The sequence below is a fragment of the Streptomyces sp. NPDC051211 genome (genome assembly GCF_040689505.1).
Taxonomy (GTDB): domain Bacteria; phylum Actinomycetota; class Actinomycetes; order Streptomycetales; family Streptomycetaceae; genus Streptomyces.
In genome coordinates this window covers 43026-60089 of sequence record NZ_JBFBAV010000031.1, presented here as the reverse complement: position 1 = coordinate 60089, position 17064 = coordinate 43026, and the positions used below count along the sequence as shown (strand labels likewise).

General features: G+C 71.7%; 16 protein-coding genes and 1 tRNA gene. 4 read left to right on the top strand and 13 right to left on the bottom strand.

The window, feature by feature from the left end:
• Window positions 1–28 precede the first annotated feature (28 nt).
• Window positions 29–862, top strand: a complete 834-nt coding sequence (locus AB0447_RS25950; protein ID WP_366479168.1) for an NAD(P)H-binding protein — start codon at window positions 29–31, stop codon at window positions 860–862.
• Here AB0447_RS25950 and AB0447_RS25945 read toward each other — a convergent pair.
• The 5 genes from AB0447_RS25945 to AB0447_RS25925 all read right to left on the bottom strand — a co-directional run bounded on the left by AB0447_RS25945 (window position 852) and on the right by AB0447_RS25925 (window position 4129).
• Complete coding sequence (locus tag AB0447_RS25945) at window positions 852–1274, bottom strand: NUDIX domain-containing protein (RefSeq protein ID WP_366479167.1); 423 nt, start codon at window positions 1272–1274, stop codon at window positions 852–854. The genes AB0447_RS25950 and AB0447_RS25945 overlap by 11 nt on opposite strands.
• 92 nt (window positions 1275–1366) lie before the next feature.
• Window positions 1367–1439 (bottom strand) — tRNA-His (locus AB0447_RS25940).
• A 106-nt stretch (window positions 1440–1545) separates the two neighbouring features.
• On the bottom strand, window positions 1546–2148 hold the full coding sequence (orn, locus tag AB0447_RS25935; RefSeq protein WP_366479166.1) for an oligoribonuclease: 603 nt from the start codon (window positions 2146–2148) through the stop codon (window positions 1546–1548).
• Between the two features lie 80 nt (window positions 2149–2228).
• Window positions 2229–3401: a helix-turn-helix domain-containing protein gene (locus tag AB0447_RS25930; RefSeq protein WP_366479165.1), complete on the bottom strand. Its 1173-nt coding sequence runs from the start codon at window positions 3399–3401 to the stop codon at window positions 2229–2231.
• 374 nt (window positions 3402–3775) lie between these two features.
• On the bottom strand, window positions 3776–4129 hold the full coding sequence (locus AB0447_RS25925; protein WP_366479164.1) for a hypothetical protein: 354 nt from the start codon (window positions 4127–4129) through the stop codon (window positions 3776–3778).
• A gap of 307 nt (window positions 4130–4436) precedes the next feature.
• Here AB0447_RS25925 and AB0447_RS25920 point away from each other — a divergent pair, with 307 nt between their 5' ends.
• Together AB0447_RS25920 and AB0447_RS25915 are read left to right on the top strand one after the other, a co-directional pair.
• Entirely contained in the window at window positions 4437–4970 is a 534-nt protein-coding gene (locus AB0447_RS25920; protein WP_366479163.1) for a universal stress protein, read from the top strand.
• A gap of 107 nt (window positions 4971–5077) precedes the next feature.
• Entirely contained in the window at window positions 5078–5644 is a 567-nt protein-coding gene (locus AB0447_RS25915) for an acetate uptake transporter (RefSeq protein WP_366479161.1), read from the top strand.
• A gap of 99 nt (window positions 5645–5743) precedes the next feature.
• On the opposite strand, the gene glmS is transcribed toward AB0447_RS25915, so the two are convergent.
• From glmS to AB0447_RS25900, 3 genes are all read right to left on the bottom strand, one after another.
• Window positions 5744–7561, bottom strand: a complete 1818-nt coding sequence (gene glmS / locus AB0447_RS25910) for a glutamine--fructose-6-phosphate transaminase (isomerizing) (RefSeq protein ID WP_366479160.1) — start codon at window positions 7559–7561, stop codon at window positions 5744–5746.
• Window positions 7562–7601: 40 nt separating this feature from the next.
• Entirely contained in the window at window positions 7602–7877 is a 276-nt protein-coding gene (locus tag AB0447_RS25905; protein ID WP_366479159.1) for a hypothetical protein, read from the bottom strand.
• Window positions 7878–8016: 139 nt separating this feature from the next.
• A complete protein-coding gene (locus AB0447_RS25900; protein WP_366479158.1) occupies window positions 8017–8943 on the bottom strand; it encodes a DUF4429 domain-containing protein in 927 nt (308 codons plus the stop codon).
• A 52-nt stretch (window positions 8944–8995) separates the two neighbouring features.
• Between AB0447_RS25900 and AB0447_RS25895 the strand changes: the two genes are divergently transcribed.
• The gene (locus tag AB0447_RS25895; RefSeq protein ID WP_366479157.1) at window positions 8996–10579 is read left to right on the top strand and encodes a beta-N-acetylhexosaminidase; all 1584 of its coding nucleotides are present in this window, start codon (window positions 8996–8998) and stop codon (window positions 10577–10579) included.
• A gap of 96 nt (window positions 10580–10675) precedes the next feature.
• Here AB0447_RS25895 and AB0447_RS25890 read toward each other — a convergent pair whose 3' ends face one another.
• From AB0447_RS25890 to AB0447_RS25870, 5 genes are all read right to left on the bottom strand, one after another.
• On the bottom strand, window positions 10676–11623 hold the full coding sequence (locus tag AB0447_RS25890; RefSeq protein ID WP_366479156.1) for a siderophore-interacting protein: 948 nt from the start codon (window positions 11621–11623) through the stop codon (window positions 10676–10678).
• Window positions 11623–12636, bottom strand: coding sequence for an ABC transporter substrate-binding protein (locus tag AB0447_RS25885; RefSeq protein ID WP_366479155.1), 1014 nt, complete (start codon window positions 12634–12636; stop codon window positions 11623–11625). The genes AB0447_RS25890 and AB0447_RS25885 overlap by 1 nt, the downstream gene beginning before the upstream one ends.
• Window positions 12637–12817: 181 nt before the next feature.
• Window positions 12818–13978, bottom strand: coding sequence for an acyl-CoA dehydrogenase family protein (locus AB0447_RS25880; protein ID WP_366479154.1), 1161 nt, complete (start codon window positions 13976–13978; stop codon window positions 12818–12820).
• An 8-nt stretch (window positions 13979–13986) separates the two neighbouring features.
• Entirely contained in the window at window positions 13987–14904 is a 918-nt protein-coding gene (locus AB0447_RS25875) for a hydroxymethylglutaryl-CoA lyase (protein WP_366479199.1), read from the bottom strand.
• An 11-nt stretch (window positions 14905–14915) separates the two neighbouring features.
• Complete coding sequence (locus tag AB0447_RS25870; protein ID WP_366479153.1) at window positions 14916–17057, bottom strand: acetyl-CoA carboxylase biotin carboxylase subunit; 2142 nt, start codon at window positions 17055–17057, stop codon at window positions 14916–14918.
• Between the last annotated feature and the right edge of the window lie 7 nt (window positions 17058–17064).

Below are 17064 nucleotides of genomic sequence, written 5' to 3'. Positions count from 1 at the left end.
AGGTGGTGCACCGACCGAAGGAACAGACATGACGATCCTCGTCACCGGCGGCCGAGGCGCCGTCGCCCGGGGCCTCACCGCCCTGCTGGACGAGCAGCGGCTTCCCTACCGGCTCGCCTCCCGCGCCCCCGCCGGCCCCGATACCGCTCCCGGCACCATCCACTGCGACCTCACCGACCCGGCCACCTTCCCGGCCGCCCTCGACGGCATCCGGTCCGTCTTCCTGTACGCCGAGGCCGCCGCCGTGGACGCGTTCGTCAAGGAGGCCGTGACCGCGGGAGTCGAGCACGTGGTGCTCCTCTCCTCCTCCTCGGTGCTCGCCGCGGACGCCGCCGACAGCGCCCTGTCCGCAGCCCATCTCCGGGTCGAGCAGGCGCTGCTCGCCTCCCCGCTGCGCACCACCCTGTTGCGGCCCGGCTCCTTCGCGAGCAATGCCCGCGGCTGGGCCTGGGCGCTGAAGTCCGGAGCCCCGGTGCGGCTGCCCTATCCGGGCGTCCACAGCGACCCCGTCCATGAGGCCGACCTCGCCGAATCCGCCTTCGCCGTCCTCACCGACCCCGCCGCGGCCGGCCGTGCCTACACCCTCACCGGGCCGCAGTCGATGAGCTTCGCCACCCAGCTGGCCGTCCTCGGGAGGGTTCTGGAGCGCCCCATACCCGTCGAGACCGTCACCCGCGAGCAGTGGAAGGCGGAGGTCGCCGCGTACGTGCCCGGCCCCTACGCGGACGCGCTCCTCGACTACTGGGCGGCCACCGACGGACTGCCCGTGGAGCTCACCGACGACATCGAGCGGCTCACCGGCCACCGGGCCCGGTCCTTCGAGACCTGGGCCGAGGACCATGCCGCCGAGTTCACCGGATGAGCGCCACCGCGTCGGCCGTGGGCGGGGACAGCTCGACGCCGTCCAGGTCGGCCAGCGGGACCCAGGCCGCCGCGTCGGTCGAACCGTTCGCCTCCACGACCTGCGCGAGCCCGTCGCCGAGCTCGACGGAATAGAACAGCGCGACCAGGTCCCAGTCGATGCCGTTGCGGTGGGCCCGATAGGAGCGGGCGTCCAGGAGGCGGGCGTCGAGCAGGGTCAGTCCGGTCTCCTCGTGGAGTTCGCGCTTCAGCGCCTCGAGCGGCTGCTCCCCGGAATCGATGCCCCCGCCCGGCAGGTGCCAGGCGCCGGGCTCGAACACCGGAGAGTCCTCGGAAAGCCGGGCGAGCAGCAGCCGGCCCTCCCGTTCGGCTATGGCGTACACCGAGATGCGCGACCGCGACTGCGTGCTCATGAATGCATTCGTCCTTCCCCGCCCGTGCACGGCGGCTGTGGCCCAACGCAGAGGGCCCCGGTCCGCTTGCGCGGACCGGGGCCCTCATACAGGGTGAGTGACGGGACTCGAACCCGCGGCCACCTGGACCACAACCAGGTGCTCTACCAACTGAGCTACACCCACCATGCCCGGTCGGAATTCCGACCGGCCGAAGAAAAGGGTACAGGGTCCGGGAGGGTGCTCGCTCCCCCCTTATCGGCTCCCTCGCTCCGGTGCTGCTCCGCGAGCCCTACTCGGCGGGCAGGACGTACTTCGCGGCGATGGTCCGAGCGGTGTCCGAGTCGGGTCCGGGCTGCGGCACGAAGACCGCCTCGCGGTAGTAGCGCAGCTCCGCGATGGACTCCTTGATGTCCGCCAGCGCGCGGTGGTTGCCGTTCTTGGGAGGGCTGTTGAAGTAGGCGCGCGGGTACCAGCGGCGCGCCAGCTCCTTGATCGAGGAGACGTCCACGATCCGGTAGTGCAGGTAGTCCTCCAGCGTCGGCATGTCCCGCAGCAGGAAACCGCGGTCGGTACCGACCGAGTTTCCGCACAACGGCGCCTTGCCGGGCTCCTTGACGTGCTGGCGTACGTACGCGAGGACCTGTTCCTCGGCATCCGCGAGGGTGGTGCCCGCGGCCAGCTCGTCGAGCAGGCCGGAAGCGGTGTGCATCTCGCGCACCACGTCGGGCATGGTTTCCAGGGCCGCGTCCGGCGGGCGGATCACAATGTCCACGCCTTCGCCGAGCACGTTGAGCTCCGAGTCGGTGACCAGTGCGGCCACCTCGATAAGTGCGTCGTCCGTCAGCGAGAGCCCGGTCATCTCGCAGTCGATCCACACCATGCGATCGTTCATGTGTCTCACCTTATGCGGAAGGTCCCCGGATCGGTTGTGGACCGATCCGGGGACCTTGGGCGCACGGGGCCCGTGCGGGGCTACGCGTGCTCGCGCAGGGCCCGGCCCGGGGAGTACAGCTCGGTCACCGAAGGACCGGTGGCCGCCAGAGCCGCCGCCGCCCGCTGGGGCTGCGGAGTGCGCTGGTGCGGAACCGGACCGTCGGAGAGCTGGCTCACCGGCGGGACGTCGGCCTGCGGCCGGCGAGCCCGGTAGGCCGACCGGTAGGCCGCCGGGGAGGACCCCAGCTGCCGCCGGAAGTGCCCGCGCAGCGCGACCGGCGAGCGGAACCCGCAGCGTCCGGCGACCTCGTCGACCGAGTAGTCGGAGGTCTCCAGCAGCCGCTGGGCCTGAAGCACCCGCTGGGTGATCAGCCACTGCAGCGGCGCGCTGCCGGTCAGCGACCGGAACCGGCGGTCGAACGTACGACGGCTCATGTACGCCCGGGCGGCGAGCGTCTCCACGTCGAACTGCTCGTGGAGGTGCTCCAGTGCCCAGGCCACGACCTCGGCCAGCGGGTCCGCGCCGATCTCCTCCGGCAGCGACCGGTCGAGATAGCGCTCCTGGCCGCCGGTGCGCCGCGGCGGTACGACCAGCCGACGGGCCAGTGCCCCGGCCGCCTCACTGCCGTGGTCCGTGCGCACGATGTGGAGGCACAGGTCGATTCCGGCCGCGGTGCCCGCGGACGTCAGCACATCGCCGTCGTCGACGAACAGCTCGCGCGGATCGACATGGACGGACGGGTACCGCTTGGCCAGCGTCGGCGCGTACATCCAGTGCGTCGTCGCGGGCCGGCCGTCCAGCAGACCGGCGGCGGCGAGCACGAAGGCTCCCGTGCACAGTCCGACGATCCGGGCTCCCTCCTCGTGCGCCAGACGCAGAGCGTCGAGCGCCTCCGGAGGTGGTGGTGAAGTGATGGACCGCCAGGCCGGGACGACGACCGTGCCTGCCCGGGCGATCGCCTCCAACCCGTATGGCGCGGTCAGTTCGAGTCCGCCGGTGGTCCGCAGCGGACCGTCCTCCCCGGCGCACACGAGCAGTCGATAGCGTGGTACTCCCGCGTCCTGCCGGTCAATGCCGAACACGGAGAGTGGAATGGAACTCTCGAAGATCGGACCGCCGCTGAAGAGCAGCACCGCGACGATTTCCCTGCGGCGGCGCCCCGCGAGCTTCCGGCCGGCGTCCGTGACGACGGCGGTGGAGTCCTGGCTCATGGCGCTAAGCCCCCCTTGGGTGTCGCGACTCCTTGGTCTGGTCGCACCTGCACGTTTCCCCTCGGCCTTGCACGTGTCCCCCGCCGTAAATACATGATCGAATCTACTGCGTTCCGTGGTGTCGGCGTGACAAGTTCAGCACGCAGCGCTATGTCGACTTGGCAACTTGGCGAAAAGCATTCGATCAGGAAGCGTTCCACTCCGCGACCTTGGGGGGAAGATCGGCGTCCGCCCGTGGCCAGTACCCATAGGGTCTCCACGCCCCCCGCAGTCAGTCTTCGCTGATGGTGAGGGGGGCGGGGGGACATTCCGGCAAGAGATGCGCCCACATGCGAAGTTGGCTGAAAACATGCGGGCGCGGGTGTGCGAACCGGTCAGTCCTGGGGGGAGATCCCGCCCGCAGCATGACAGCCGCGGTGCGCGCCCGCTCCCGTCCGCGAGTGCCGGCCGCGGTGCGCGGACGGCGCCGGCGATTCCGCCGGCACCCGTGCCGCCGCCCGCTCGTTCTTCTCCGCGTGGCGCAGCATCACCCGGCACGCCGCCGTGACGGCGGCCAGTCCGAGGGTCGCCACCGCCGCCCCGCCGAACGAGGTCCCGTAGACGACGAGGACCACCGGTACGAGCAGACAGCTGAAGGCCGCCCAGCGCACCACCTCTCCCGCGGGGTCCTCGCGGGCGGGCTGGGCCGGCTGGACGGGCTGGACGGGGTGAACCGGTTGGCCTGACACGGCAGTACTCCCTGCGGGCTCTTCCTTCGGCGTCGGACTCTTGTCCAACGCCCCGCCCCCGGGCTCGGTCACTGCGCGCACGGGTGGCTCGTCACTGGCTGTAGGGGGCATCCGCCATTGCCAAGGAGGGCCCGCTCCGGCATGCTCCCTGGGACGCTCTCCAAGGGCGGCAAGCCCTGTGCAGGACAGGAGTGTCGCCGTACCCTGGTGGGTAAGGGCTTGGGAACATGCTTCCCGGACAGAGCTCCGTCACCCAGCGTCGCCAATCCGCCCGTTGATTCCCGAGGATCCAAACGCCGAGACATTCATGGCCGGTCACGAATTCCCCGAACCCGCGGACCGCAAGCGCAAGCGCGTCGCCGACGCCGCGTCGGCAGACCCGCGCCCTGCGGAAGACACCCGCCCCCACCCCTGCGATCCGGCCTTCCGGCACGGCGTCGTGGTGGGATTCGACGGCTCCACCTCCAGTGAACGGGCCCTCGCGTACGCGATCGGGATGGCCCGCCGCTCCGGCTCCGGTCTGATCATCGTGCATGTGGCCAACCGTCTCCCCACCACCGTGTGGGCCGGCTGCGAGCCGCCGGTCTTCGTCGACGTGCCCGACCACCGCACCGAAGTGCTGGGTCTGGAACTGGCCTGCGCCGACTACCTGGCCGAGGTGCCGTGGATCCTGGTCGAGCGGGGCGGGGACATCTGCCACGAACTCGAGGAGGTCGGCCGGGAGTACTCGGCCGACGCGATCGTGGTGGGTTCCACGCACGGGATCGTGGGGCGCATCTTCGGCTCCGTGGCCGGCCGGCTGGCCAAGCGCGCGCAGCGGCCCGTCGTTGTCATTCCGTAATCGCTCTGTGACGGCTTGACTGCGCATTGTGCGGTTGTGACCCCTTGTGAAGGGTACATAAAACTCGCTGGGTAGCAGCACAACTGCAGATCGAAGGGAGCCCCGCCGTGGACAACGACGTCTCTGCGGGAAGCACGGCCACCACCTCGACCCTGGGGCATCTGGCTCTGGGTCTCACCCTTCTCGCCTTCGGAATCGGCCACACCGGTGTGATCGACGGTGTTTCCGCGGCCAACTCCGTCCTCCTCGCCATGTACGTCGGCGGCGCCGCCCTCTTCCTCCTCGGACTCCTCGAGTACCGCGGCGGCAACGGATTCAACGGCACGGCCTTCGCGGGCCTCGGCATCTTCTGGTTCACCTGGGCCAAGGGCGCCGGAGCCTCGGTCTCCGACGAAGCCGCCGGAACGTTTCTGGTGCTCTTCGCGCTGCTCGCGCTGAGCCTCACGGTCGCCGCCGCGAGCGGCCTCTTCGGCCAGGGCGTGTACGCCCTGCTGACCCTTTCCCTGCTCCTCCTGGCGATAGGCGCGTTCGCGGACAGCGGCGGCCTCGCCAAGGCGGGCGGCTGGGTCGCCGCCGTCTCCGGCCTGCTCGCCTGGTACGGCGCCACCGCCGCCCTGGCCAACTGGCCCATGGCCCTGGGCAAATCGCGCCGCGGCGCGGTCGCCGCGAGCTGACGTCCTGTCCGGCAGTACGCCACAGCCCCCCGTGCGCGATACGCACGGGGGGCTGTGTTCTGTCCGGGCCCGCGAGCGGGGCCGGGCCCGCCGGGAGGGCTATTCGACCGTGACGGACTTGGCCAGGTTGCGCGGCTTGTCGATGTCGCGGCCCAGGGCCAGGGCCGTGTGGTACGCCAGCAGCTGGAGCGGGATGCCCATCAGGATCGGGTCCAGCTCGTCCTCGTTCTTCGGCACCACGATCGTGTGGTCCGCCTTCTCCTGCTCGCGGTGGGCCACCGCCAGGATCCGGCCGCTGCGGGCCTTGATCTCCTCCAGCGCCGCGCGGTTCTTCTCCAGCAGGTCGTCGTCCGGGACGATCGCGACGGTCGGCAGCGAGGGCTCGATCAGGGCGAGGGGGCCGTGCTTGAGCTCGGAGGCCGGGTAGGCCTCGGCGTGGATGTAGGAGATCTCCTTCAGCTTGAGGGAGGCCTCCAGGGCCACCGGGTAGCCGCGCACCCGGCCGATGAACATCATCGACTTGGCGTCCGCGTATTCGGCCGCCAGCTTCTTGATGTCCTCCTCCTGCGCGAGGATCTCCTGGATCTGCGCGGGCAGCTTCCGCAGGCCCTCGATGATCCGCTTGCCGTCGGTGACCGACAGGTCGCGGATCCGGCCGAGGTGCACCGCGAGCAGCGCGAAGGCCACCACCGTGTTGGTGAAGCACTTGGTGGAGACCACGCAGACCTCCGGGCCGGCGTGCACGTACACGCCGCCGTCGGCCTCGCGGGCGATCGCCGAGCCGACCACGTTGACCACACCGAGGACCCGCGCGCCCTTGCGCTTGAGCTCCTGCACCGCCGCCAGCACGTCGTACGTCTCACCGGACTGGGAGACCGCGATGTACAGGGTGTCGGGGTCCACCACCGGGTTGCGGTAGCGGAACTCCGAGGCCGGCTCGGCGTCGGCGGGGATCCGGGCCATGCCCTCGATGAGGCCGGCGCCGATGAGGCCCGCGTGGTAGGAGGTGCCGCAGCCCAGGATCTTGACCCGGCGGATGCCGCGCGCCTCGCGCGGGTCCAGGTTCAGGCCGCCCAGGTGCACGGTGTTGAAGCGGTCGTCGATCCGGCCGCGCAGCACGCGGTCGACCGCGTCGGGCTGCTCGGAGATCTCCTTGTGCATGTAGGTGTCGTGGCCGCCCATGTCGTAGGAGGCGGCCTCCCACTCCACGGTCTCGGGCGTGGCGGTGGTCGTCGTGCCGCTCGTGGTGTAGGTGCGGAACTCGTCGGCCTTGAGGGTGGCCATCTCGCCGTCGTCGAGGGTGACGACCTGGCGGGTGTGGGTGATCAGGGCGGCGACGTCGGAGGCGACGAACATCTCCTTCTCGCCGATGCCCAGGACCACGGGGGAGCCGTTGCGGGCGACCACGATGCGGTCGGCGAACTCGGCGTGCATGACGGCGATGCCGTAGGTGCCCTCGATCACCTTGAGCGCCTCGCGGACCTTCTCCTCCAGGGTGGCGGCCTGGGAGCGGGCGATCAGGTGGGTGATGACCTCGGTGTCGGTCTCCGACGCGAAGACCACGCCGTCGGCCTCCAGCTTGGCGCGCAGCTCGGAGGCGTTGTCGACGATGCCGTTGTGGACGACCGCGACCTTGTTCTCCGGGTCGAGGTGCGGGTGCGAGTTGATGTCGCTCGGGGCGCCGTGGGTGGCCCAGCGGGTGTGGGCGATGCCGGTGGTGCCGGCGAACCGCTTCGGTACGCGCGCCTCCAGATCCCGGACCCGGCCCTTGGCCTTGACCATCTTCAGCGCGCCGGACTTCGGGGTGTTGACGACGATTCCGGCGGAGTCGTATCCGCGGTACTCCAGCCGCTGCAGGCCTTCCAGCAGCAGCGGCGCGACGTCACGCTTACCGATGTATCCGACGATTCCGCACATATGGTTCTACCCCTCCTGAAGGTTCGGTGGTGTGCCCGGTTCAGCCGTAGACGATGCGGCGCAGCTGCCGGAGCGAGAGCTCCGGGGGTGCCACGGCGCGGTGCGGCAGTTCGGCCGCGATCCGCTCGAAGATCTCCGTGTTCACCGCGCCACCGGACTGGAGCTCGCGGTGGCGCCGGCGGACGAATTCCTCGGTCGTCTCGTCGAAGTACGCCAGCACGTCGAGTACCACCCGGGCGGCTTCACCGCGCTGCAGCGCGGTGCTGCGCACCAGGTGGTCGATGAGGTCGTCATGCGACGGGCGGCGGTCGAGCACCCGTAGATACTGACGGGTCGGGCAGCGGAACGCAAAGATCCTGCCCGATATCGGGCAGGATCTCAAAGGTCCAGACCTGTCGCGGCCTGGAAAGGTCGAGAGACGCGCCTGGAAAGCGCCTGGAAGCGCCTGGAAGCGCTTAGAAGCGCCGGAGCACCGCCGCCTTGGTCGCCGCGAACTCCTCGGCCGTGAGGATCCCGGACTGGTGCAGCTCGCCCAGCTCGCGCAGCCGCCGCAGCAGGGCGTCGTGATCCTCGCCGGCCTGCTGCGGCAGGGAGGCCGGGGCGGGCCGCCCGTCCAGGGCCGGAGCGGCCGACGCGGCCGCCCCGGCCGGAGCCGGATCCACGCCGGTCTCCCGGGGGGCGGCCGGGTGCGGCATCCGGACCAGTACGGCGGCCCCGACCAGCGCCATCAGCGGGTCCTTCTTGAAGCCGAAGAGCTCCACCGTGTGCGGGTCGTACTTGGGCGCGGGAGCCTTGGCCGTGCTCCCGGCCACGGTGAAGCGGAGCCAGCCGTTGTCCAGTCCGCCCGCCGGGTACCACTCCACCGCCCGGACATCCGCCACCCGGAAGGAGCGGGGGCCGCCCGAGGCCTTGGCCTCCTCCGTCTTCCAGTTCCACTCCAGGGACACCCGGTCCCCGTCGAAGGAGACCGTCCCGTCACCCGCCCCCACCGTGATCGGCACGGCCGGGCCCGGCATCAGGTACCCGGAGGCCGGCCCGGGGTCGACCTGGTCCAGCAGCAGCGCGTTGCGCACCTCGTCCACGAAGTACTCGGCGACCCCGGACCGGTCCGGCTCCACCGCCAGCCGGTACGGGTCGGACCCCTCGGGCAGCCGCCCGGCCGTCACCTGGAGCAGCGGATCGGCGCCGTCCCGGAGCCGTAGCCGCAGCCGGCCCGCCTTGCGGCCGGGCTCGTAACTGATGCCCGCCAGCGCCTGCAGCGGCACGGTCACCTCGCCGAGCGTCTGCCGCAGCAGCCCGGTCCCCTTGTCGCGGCCCGGCACGATGCGCACCGCGTCCCCGTCGAAGGTCCACGTGCCGTCCTTTTGGATGATTTCTGCCATCCGTCGATTCTTGCACCGGACAGTACAAGGGAGTTGGCCTATACCTAGGCGCATGAGACGGGTCCTGCGCACACTCGGTGTCCTGCTGATCCTCACGGCGGCGGTCTCCTGCACGGAGGCCGGCCGCGCCGACGACGGGAAACCCGGCGACCTCCTCCGCGCCGCGGACCTTCCTCCGTACGAGCGGATCCTGCCCGCCCCCGCCGCCGCACGCCCCGGCGGCCGCGGCTACTTCCTCGCTGCGGGCACGGTGATCCGTACCGGCGCCGGAACCGAGGAGGTGCGGCAGATCGGCGAGCGGCTCGCCGAGCAGCTGCGCGGCCCCAGCGGGCTGCCGCTGCCGGTGGTCGACGGCGGCGCCGGCGACGGCATCCTGCTGCGGCTGGACGAGTCCGCGGCGGAGCTGAAGGAGGAGGGGTACCGCCTGGAGTCCACCGCATCGGCCGTGACGCTGACCGCCCGGACCCCGGCCGGCCTCTTCTACGCGGGCCAGACCCTGCGCCAGCTGGTGCCGGCCACCGGCGCGGGGGAGATCCCCGGCGGCACGGTCGAGGACTCCCCGCGGTTCCGGTACCGCGGGGCGATGATCGACATCGCCCGGCACTACTTCACGGTCCCGCAGGTGAAGCGGTACGTCGACCAGCTCGCCCAGTACAAGATCAACAAGCTGCACGTGCACCTGACCGACGACCAGGGCTGGCGGCTGGACATCGACTCCTGGCCGCGGCTCGCCGAGTACGGCGGAGTGGGCGGGGTCGGCGGCGGCCCCGGCGGCCACTGGTCCAAGGACGACTACCGCGAGCTCGTCCGGTACGCGGCCGAGCGGTACGTGGAGGTGGTCCCGGAGATCGACATGCCCGGCCACACCAACGCCGCCCTCGCCTCCTACGCGGAACTGAACTGCAACGGCAAGGCGCCCCAGCGGTACACCGGCACCAAGGTCGGCTTCAGCTCCCTGTGCGTCTCCAAGGAGATCACCTACGAGTTCGTCGAGGACGTCCTGCGCGAGCTCGCCGACCTGACTCCGGGCCGGTACCTGCACATCGGCGGCGACGAAGCGCACGCCACGCCCGCGGCGGACTACGCGGCCTTCATGGAGCGGGCCCAGCAGGCGGTGGCCGACCAGGGCAAGACGGTGGTCGCCTGGCACCAGCTGGCGGCCGCCACGCCGGCGCCGGGCGCGGTGCTCCAGTGGTGGGGCCACGACGGGACCCCGGCGGCCGAGCGGGGCCGGGTGGCGGCGGCCGCGAAGGCGGGCCACCCGCTGATCCTCTCCCCGGCCGACCGCGCGTACCTGGACATGAAGTACGACAAGGACACCGCGCTCGGCCTGGCCTGGGCCGGATACGTCCCGGTGAAGCGCTCCTACACCTGGGACCCGGGCACCCATCTCGCCGGTGTGCCGGAATCCGCGGTGCTGGGGGTGGAGGCCCCGCTGTGGACCGAGACCATCGCCACCCGGGCCGAACTGGAACTCATGGCCTTCCCGCGGGTGCTGAGCCTGGCGGAACTCGGCTGGTCCCCGGCGTCCGCGCTGGACTGGACCGGGTACAGCCGGCGGCTGGCCGCCCACGGCCCCCGCCTGGACGCCCAGGACATCGGCTACTTCCGGGCCCCGGACGTCCCCTGGTCGTAACGAGACGACATCCCCCGCCCTGACGAGGGGTCCGGGCGCGCGCCGAGGGACCGTATCGGCGCGCGCCCGGAGGCCGGTGGGTGTCCGTCCCGGCGGCTACAGAGCCGCTTCGGGTTCCTCGCCGGGAGCCTGCCCGGCGTACGCCTCGGCCAGCAGCTGCTCCTCGCTGCTGCCGAGCCGCCAGTAGCCGGTGAACCGCACCGCGCGCCGGTCGAGGGAGCGTTCCTGCACCAGGTGGCGGCGGACCGCTCGGACGGTGCCCGCCTCGCCAGCGATCCACGCGTACGGGGCTTTCGCCTCGGGGAGCGCGGCCGGCCGCAGAACGCCGAGGACCTGCTCGGTGCGCTCCGGTCCTGCGCCGTCCCGGACGATCCAGGTGATGCGGGCGTCCGCCGGGGCGGCGAGTGCGATCCGGTCGTCGGCGTGCGGCACCTCGAGGAAGGCCGCGACGGGCAGGTCCGCGGGCAGGGCCTCCAGGATCGCCGCGGCGGCGGGCAGCGCGGTCTCGTCGGCGTACATCCAGATCGCGTCCGTACCGGTCGGCGGCCGGAAGCGGACCGACTTGTTCTCGGCGACCGCCGGACCGATGGCGAGGATCCGGCGGCCGGTCACCGCCCGTCCCGCCCAGTACGAGGCCGGGGAGGCATCCCCGTGCAGGACGAAGTCGATGTCGACCTCGTCCACGCCCGCGGCGGTGCGGCGCCGGCCGCGCACCGTGTACGAGCGCATCACCGGCCGTTCCCCGTCCGGCATGCCCCGCCAGGCCGCGAACCAGGTGTCCTCACCGGTGTCGGGGAGGACGGTGTGGTCCCGGTGCGCGGGCGGCAGGAAGAGCGAGAGGCTCTGGTCGAAGCCGCCCGAGCGGAAGTCCGCGAGGGACTCGCCGCCGAAGGTGACCCGCAGGAAGGAGTGCCCGAGGCGGCGGGTGCGGAGCACGTCGAGGGCGAAGAACCGGAAGGGGGCCACGGCCGGTGCGCCGGACTCTCCGGCGGCCTCGACAGCCAAAGCCTCGACAGCCTCGGCAGCCTCGCCCGTGTCGGTCATCAGCTGACCTTCTTGGCCTTCTCGAGGGCGGCGGCGAGGCCGTCGAGGACCTTCGCGCAGGCGTCGTAGGAGAAGATCGGCTCGGTGACGCGCGGGGCGACCTGGCCGGCCTTGACCGCGGGCAGGCCCGCCCAGGTGGGCTTGGACGCGCGCAGCTCCTTGTCCTGCAGCATGCCGGAGCGGTTGTCCATGATGATCAGGTCGGCCTGGTACTTGCCGGCGTTCTCCCAGGACAGCGGCTCGAAGAAGCCGGCCGCGTCGGGGTTCTTCGGCTCGACGAACTCGACGCCGAGCTCCTTGAAGTACCGGGTGTCCGCGGACTTGTCCGGGAGCGAGACGTAGAACTGCTCGGCGGAGCCGGAGCCGATCAGGACCTTGATGCCCGGGTTGGCCTTGGCGGCCTGGCGCACCCGCTCGGCGGCCTTCTCGAAGCGGGCCTTGGCGTCGGTGGTCTTCCCGGTCTTCAGATCGGCGCCCAGCGACTCGGCGAGCTCGGCGTTGCGGGCGATGGCCTTCGGCATGGTGGTGTCGGGGCCGGCGAACAGGCCGACGCTCGGAGCCACCTTGGCGATCTTGTCCTTGGACTCCTCCGGCACGTACCAGAGGACGTCCTTCTCCCACACGTTGGAGACGAGCAGGTCGGGCTTGAGGGCCGCGTACTTCTCGATGTTGAACTCGCCGTAGGTGTTGCCGATGATCTCGACCTTGTTGACGTCGAGCGAGCCGGCCTGGACGTCGGGCTTGCCGTCGGCGGTCTTGGTCGGACCGAACACGCCCTTGACCTCGACGCCGAAGTCGTGGAGGGCGGCTGCGGTGCCGGTGAAGGCGACGATGTTCCTGGGGGTGCCCTTGGCGTTGGCGGTCTGCTTGCGGTCGTCCGTGAAGGACCAGGCCCCGCCCTCGCCCGAGGATCCGCCCGAGCCGCACCCGACCAGGACGGCGCCGAGGCAGAGGGCGCTGCCGGCGGCGAGCACGCCGCGGCGGGTGACGAGGGCGGCGCGGGACTTGGGCATGGCGGTGTCTGCTTTCGTGCGTACGTGCGTGCCGAGCGGCCTCAAGACCGCATCGGGACTGAGGTTAGCCTAACCTCAGTCCCGATGGGTAAGGGGGCCCTAAGTAGTCCCCCATGGCTCGGCGGCAGACGGCCGGTCAGAGCTGCCTCGCAGTCAGACCTGCCCCGCTGTCAGGCCTGCCTCAGCCGGAGAACCCCAGCTCGCGGGCGATCAGCATGCGCTGTACCTCGCTGGTGCCCTCGCCGATCTCAAGGATCTTGGAGTCCCGCCACATCCGGGCCACCGGGTACTCGTTCATGAACCCGTACCCGCCGTGGATCTGCGTGGCCTCGCGGGCGTTGTCCACGGCCACCGTCGAGGAGTACAGCTTCGCGATCGCAGCCTCCTTCTTGAACGGCTCGCCGGCCACCAGCCGGGAGGCCGCGTCACGCCAGCCGATCCGGGCCATGTGCGCCCGCATCTCCATGTCCGCCAGCTTGAACTGGATGGCCTGGTTGTCGCCGATCGGCCGCCCGAACGCGCTGCGCTCCTTCGCGTACTTCACCGACTCGTCCACACAGCCCTGGGCCAGCCCGGTGGCCAGCGCGGCGATCGCGATCCGGCCCTCGTCGAGGATCCGCAGGAACTGGGCGTAGCCGCGGCCCTCCTCGCCCACCAGGTTGGCGAGCGGGACCCGGACGCCGTCGAAGGACAGTTCGCGGGTGTCCGAGGCGTTCCAGCCGACCTTGGAGTAGGGGGCCGCCACCGTGAACCCGGGGGTCCCGGACGGCACGATGATGGAGGAGATCTCCGGACGGCCGTCCTCCTTGCGGCCGGTGACCGCGGTGACGGTGACCAGACCGGTGATGTCCGTACCGGAGTTGGTGATGAAGCACTTGGAGCCGTTGATGACCCACTCGTCGCCGTCGCGGACCGCGGTGGTGCGGGTGCCGCCCGCGTCACTGCCGGCGCCCGGCTCGGTCAGGCCGAACGCGCCCAGCACCTCGCCGGAGCACATCTTCGGCAGCCACTCCCGCTTCTGCTCCTCGTTGCCGAACCGGTAGATCGGCATCGCGCCGAGCGAGACCCCCGCCTCCAGGGTGATGGCCACCGAGGAGTCGACCCGGGCCAGCTCCTCCAGCGCGATGCCGAGGGCGAGGTAGTCACCGCCCATGCCGCCGTACTCCTCGGGGAACGGCAGGCCGAACAGGCCCATCCGGCCCATCTCGCGGACGATCTCGTAGGGGAACTCGTGCCGCTCGTAGAAGTCGCCGATCTTCGGCGCGACGACGTCGTGGGCGAACTCCTCCACCGTGCGGCGGAGTTCCTCGTGCTCGGGGGTGAGCCGGTGGTCGAGGGACATGACTGTGGTCACTCCTTGTGGGAGAGGGCGCGGACGGTACGGGAGGGGCTGGGCCGGCCCAGCTGTTCGGCCATCCACACGCTTGTGGCGGTGAGGGCGGCCAGGTCGACACCGGTCTCGATACCGAGGCCGTCGAGCATCCACACCAGGTCCTCGGTGGCGAGGTTGCCGGTGGCGCTCTTCGCGTACGGGCAGCCGCCGAGGCCGCCCGCGGAGGCGTCGACGGTGGTGACCCCGTGCTGGAGCGCGGCCAGGGTGTTGGACAGGGCCTGGCCGTAGGTGTCGTGGAAGTGCACACCGATGCGGTCGGTGCCGACGCCTTCCTCGTTGAGGCTGCCGAGCAGCTCCCGGACGTGCCCGGGGGTGGCGACGCCGATGGTGTCGCCCAGGCTCAGCTCGTCACAGCCGAGGTCGAGCAGCGCCTTGGCGACGCCGACCACCTGGCGGACCGGGACCGGGCCCTCCCAGGGGTCGCCGAAGCACATCGAGAGATAGCCGCGGACGTGCACCCCGCCCTGCTTGGCGCGGGCCACGACGGGCTCGAACATGGCGAGGGACTCGGCGACGGTGCGGTTGAGGTTGCGGGCGGCGAAGGTCTCGGTGGCGGAGCCGAAGACGGCGATCCGGCGGGCGCCGAGTTCCAGCGCCCGGTCGAGTCCGCGCTCGTTCGGCACGAGCACCGGGAGCTCGGCGGGTACGTCGCCCAGCAGCGGGAACAGCTGCTCGGCGTCGGCCAGCTGCGGCACCCACTTGGGGTGGACGAAGCTGGTCGCCTCGATGGTGGTCAGCCCGGCCGCGGCCAGGCGGTGCACGAACTCCGCCTTGACGGCGGTGGGAACCGCCGTCTTCTCGTTCTGCAGCCCGTCGCGGGCGCCGACCTCGTGGATCCGCACGCGGGCCGGCAGCCCGGCGGCGGGCACGGTCATGGGCAGGCCGTTCACGAGGGCTCCTCCTCCGCGTCCGGGGTGATGACGGCGAGTACCTGGTCCATGGCGACGGTGCTGCCGGGGCTCACGTCGAGCTCGGTGACGGTGCCGGCGTGCGGGGCGGAGATGACGTGCTCCATCTTCATCGCCTCGACGACGAGCAGCCTCTGGCCGGCGGCCACCGTGTCGCCGACCGCCACCTTGACGACGGTGACGGTGCCGGGCATGGGGGCGGCGAGGGTGTCGGCGCCTCCCCGGCCGGCGCCGGTGAGGCTCGCCTCGACCGGGTCGTGCGACTGGACGTGCCAGCTGTCCCCGTCCCGCCCGAGCCATACCCCGTCCGGGGAGGAGGCGTACGCGAAGGTGTGCGTGAGGCCGTCCAGTTCGACGGTGAGGCGGTCGGGGGTGCGGGTCACGATCCGGCCCGCGGCCGGTGTGCTGGGGCTCTGCCCCAGACCCCGCGCCTCGAACGCCGGCGGGGCTGAGAGGGCCGGACGGGCCGGGGGTGCTTCGAGCAGGAGCTCGTACGAGGTGCCGCGGGCGCGGGTGCGGACCTCGACCGGGTCCTGGCCCGGGAGGCGGAAGTGGTGGACCGTCCAGGCGGGAGTCCCGCCCAGGCGCCAGCCGTCGGCCACCCCGAAGGGGTCGACCCAGCCGCCGCCATCCAGCCCCCCGGGCGTTTGAGGCGCGGGGGGCTGGGGGCGGAGCCCCCGGTTACGGGAAGGGGCGGGGTGGGGGAAAGAGCCCTCGGCCGCCAGCAGCGCCGCCGCCGCGTACACCTCCGCCGGGACGCCCTCGGGGAGGAGGGAGGCGAGGTCCCGCTCCACCAGCCCGGTGTCCAGGTCACCCGTGACAACGGACGGGTGGGCCAGCAGCCGCCGCAGGAACCCCGCGTTGGTCTGGACGCCCAGGATCACCGTGTCGGCGAGCGCCGCCCGCAGCGTCCGCAGCGCCGACGCCCGGTCCGGACCGTACGCGATCACCTTCGACAGCATCGGGTCGTAGGTGCTGCCCACCGGCACCCCCGTGGTCAGCCCGGAGTCGGTCCGCACGGACGGCGACGAGGGCTCCGACAGGGCCAGCACGGTGCCGCCCGAGGGCAGGAACCCGCGCGCCGGGTCCTCGGCGCAGACCCGCGCCTCCACCGCGTGGCCGGTCAGCGTGACCTCGGACTGGTCGAAGGCCAGGGCCTCGCCGGAGGCGACGCGCAGCTGCTGCTCCACCAGGTCGAGGCCGGTGATCAGCTCGGTCACCGGGTGCTCCACCTGGAGCCGGGTGTTCATCTCCATGAAGTAGTAGGCGGAGGGGTCCCCGCCGGGGACGATGAACTCCACCGTCCCCGCGCCCACGTACCCGCAGGAGCGGGCCGCGTTCACCGCGGCCTCGCCCATCGCGGCCCGGGTCTTCTCGTCCAGCAGGACGGACGGGGCCTCCTCGATGATCTTCTGGTGGCGGCGCTGCAGCGAGCACTCGCGCTCGCCCAGGTGGACCACGTTGCCGTGGCCGTCCGCCAGCACCTGGATCTCGATGTGCCGGGGGCGGTCGATCCACCGCTCCACCAGCAGGGTGTCGTCCCCGAAGGAGGAGCGGGCCTCGCGGCGGGCCGCGGCGATCTCGTCCCCGAGGACGGCCTCGTCACGGACCAGCCGCATGCCCTTGCCGCCGCCGCCCGCCGAGGGCTTGAGCAGCACCGGCATGCCGATCTCGCGGGCCGCCGCGGTCAGTTCGGCGTCCGAGAGGCCGGAGCCCGAGGAGCCGGGGACGACCGGCACGCCGGCGGCCCGGACCGTCTCCTTGGCCCGGATCTTGTCGCCCATCAGGGAGATCGCCGAGGCGGGCGGCCCGATGAAGACCAGCCCCGCCTCCGCGCAGGCCGCCGCGAACGCGGCGTTCTCCGCCAGGAAGCCGTAGCCGGGGTGGATCGCCTCCGCGCCGGTGCGCCGGGCGGCGTCGATCAGCTTCGGCACCGACAGATAGCTCTCGGCGGCCGCCGCCGGGCCGATCCGGACGGCCGTGTCGGCCTCCCGTACATGGCGGGCGTCGGCATCCGCGTCGCTGAAGACGGCCACCGACCGCACGCCCAGCTCCCGCAGGGTGCGGATGACGCGGACCGCGATCTCGCCCCGGTTCGCCACAAGGACCGTGCTGAACATGGAAGAA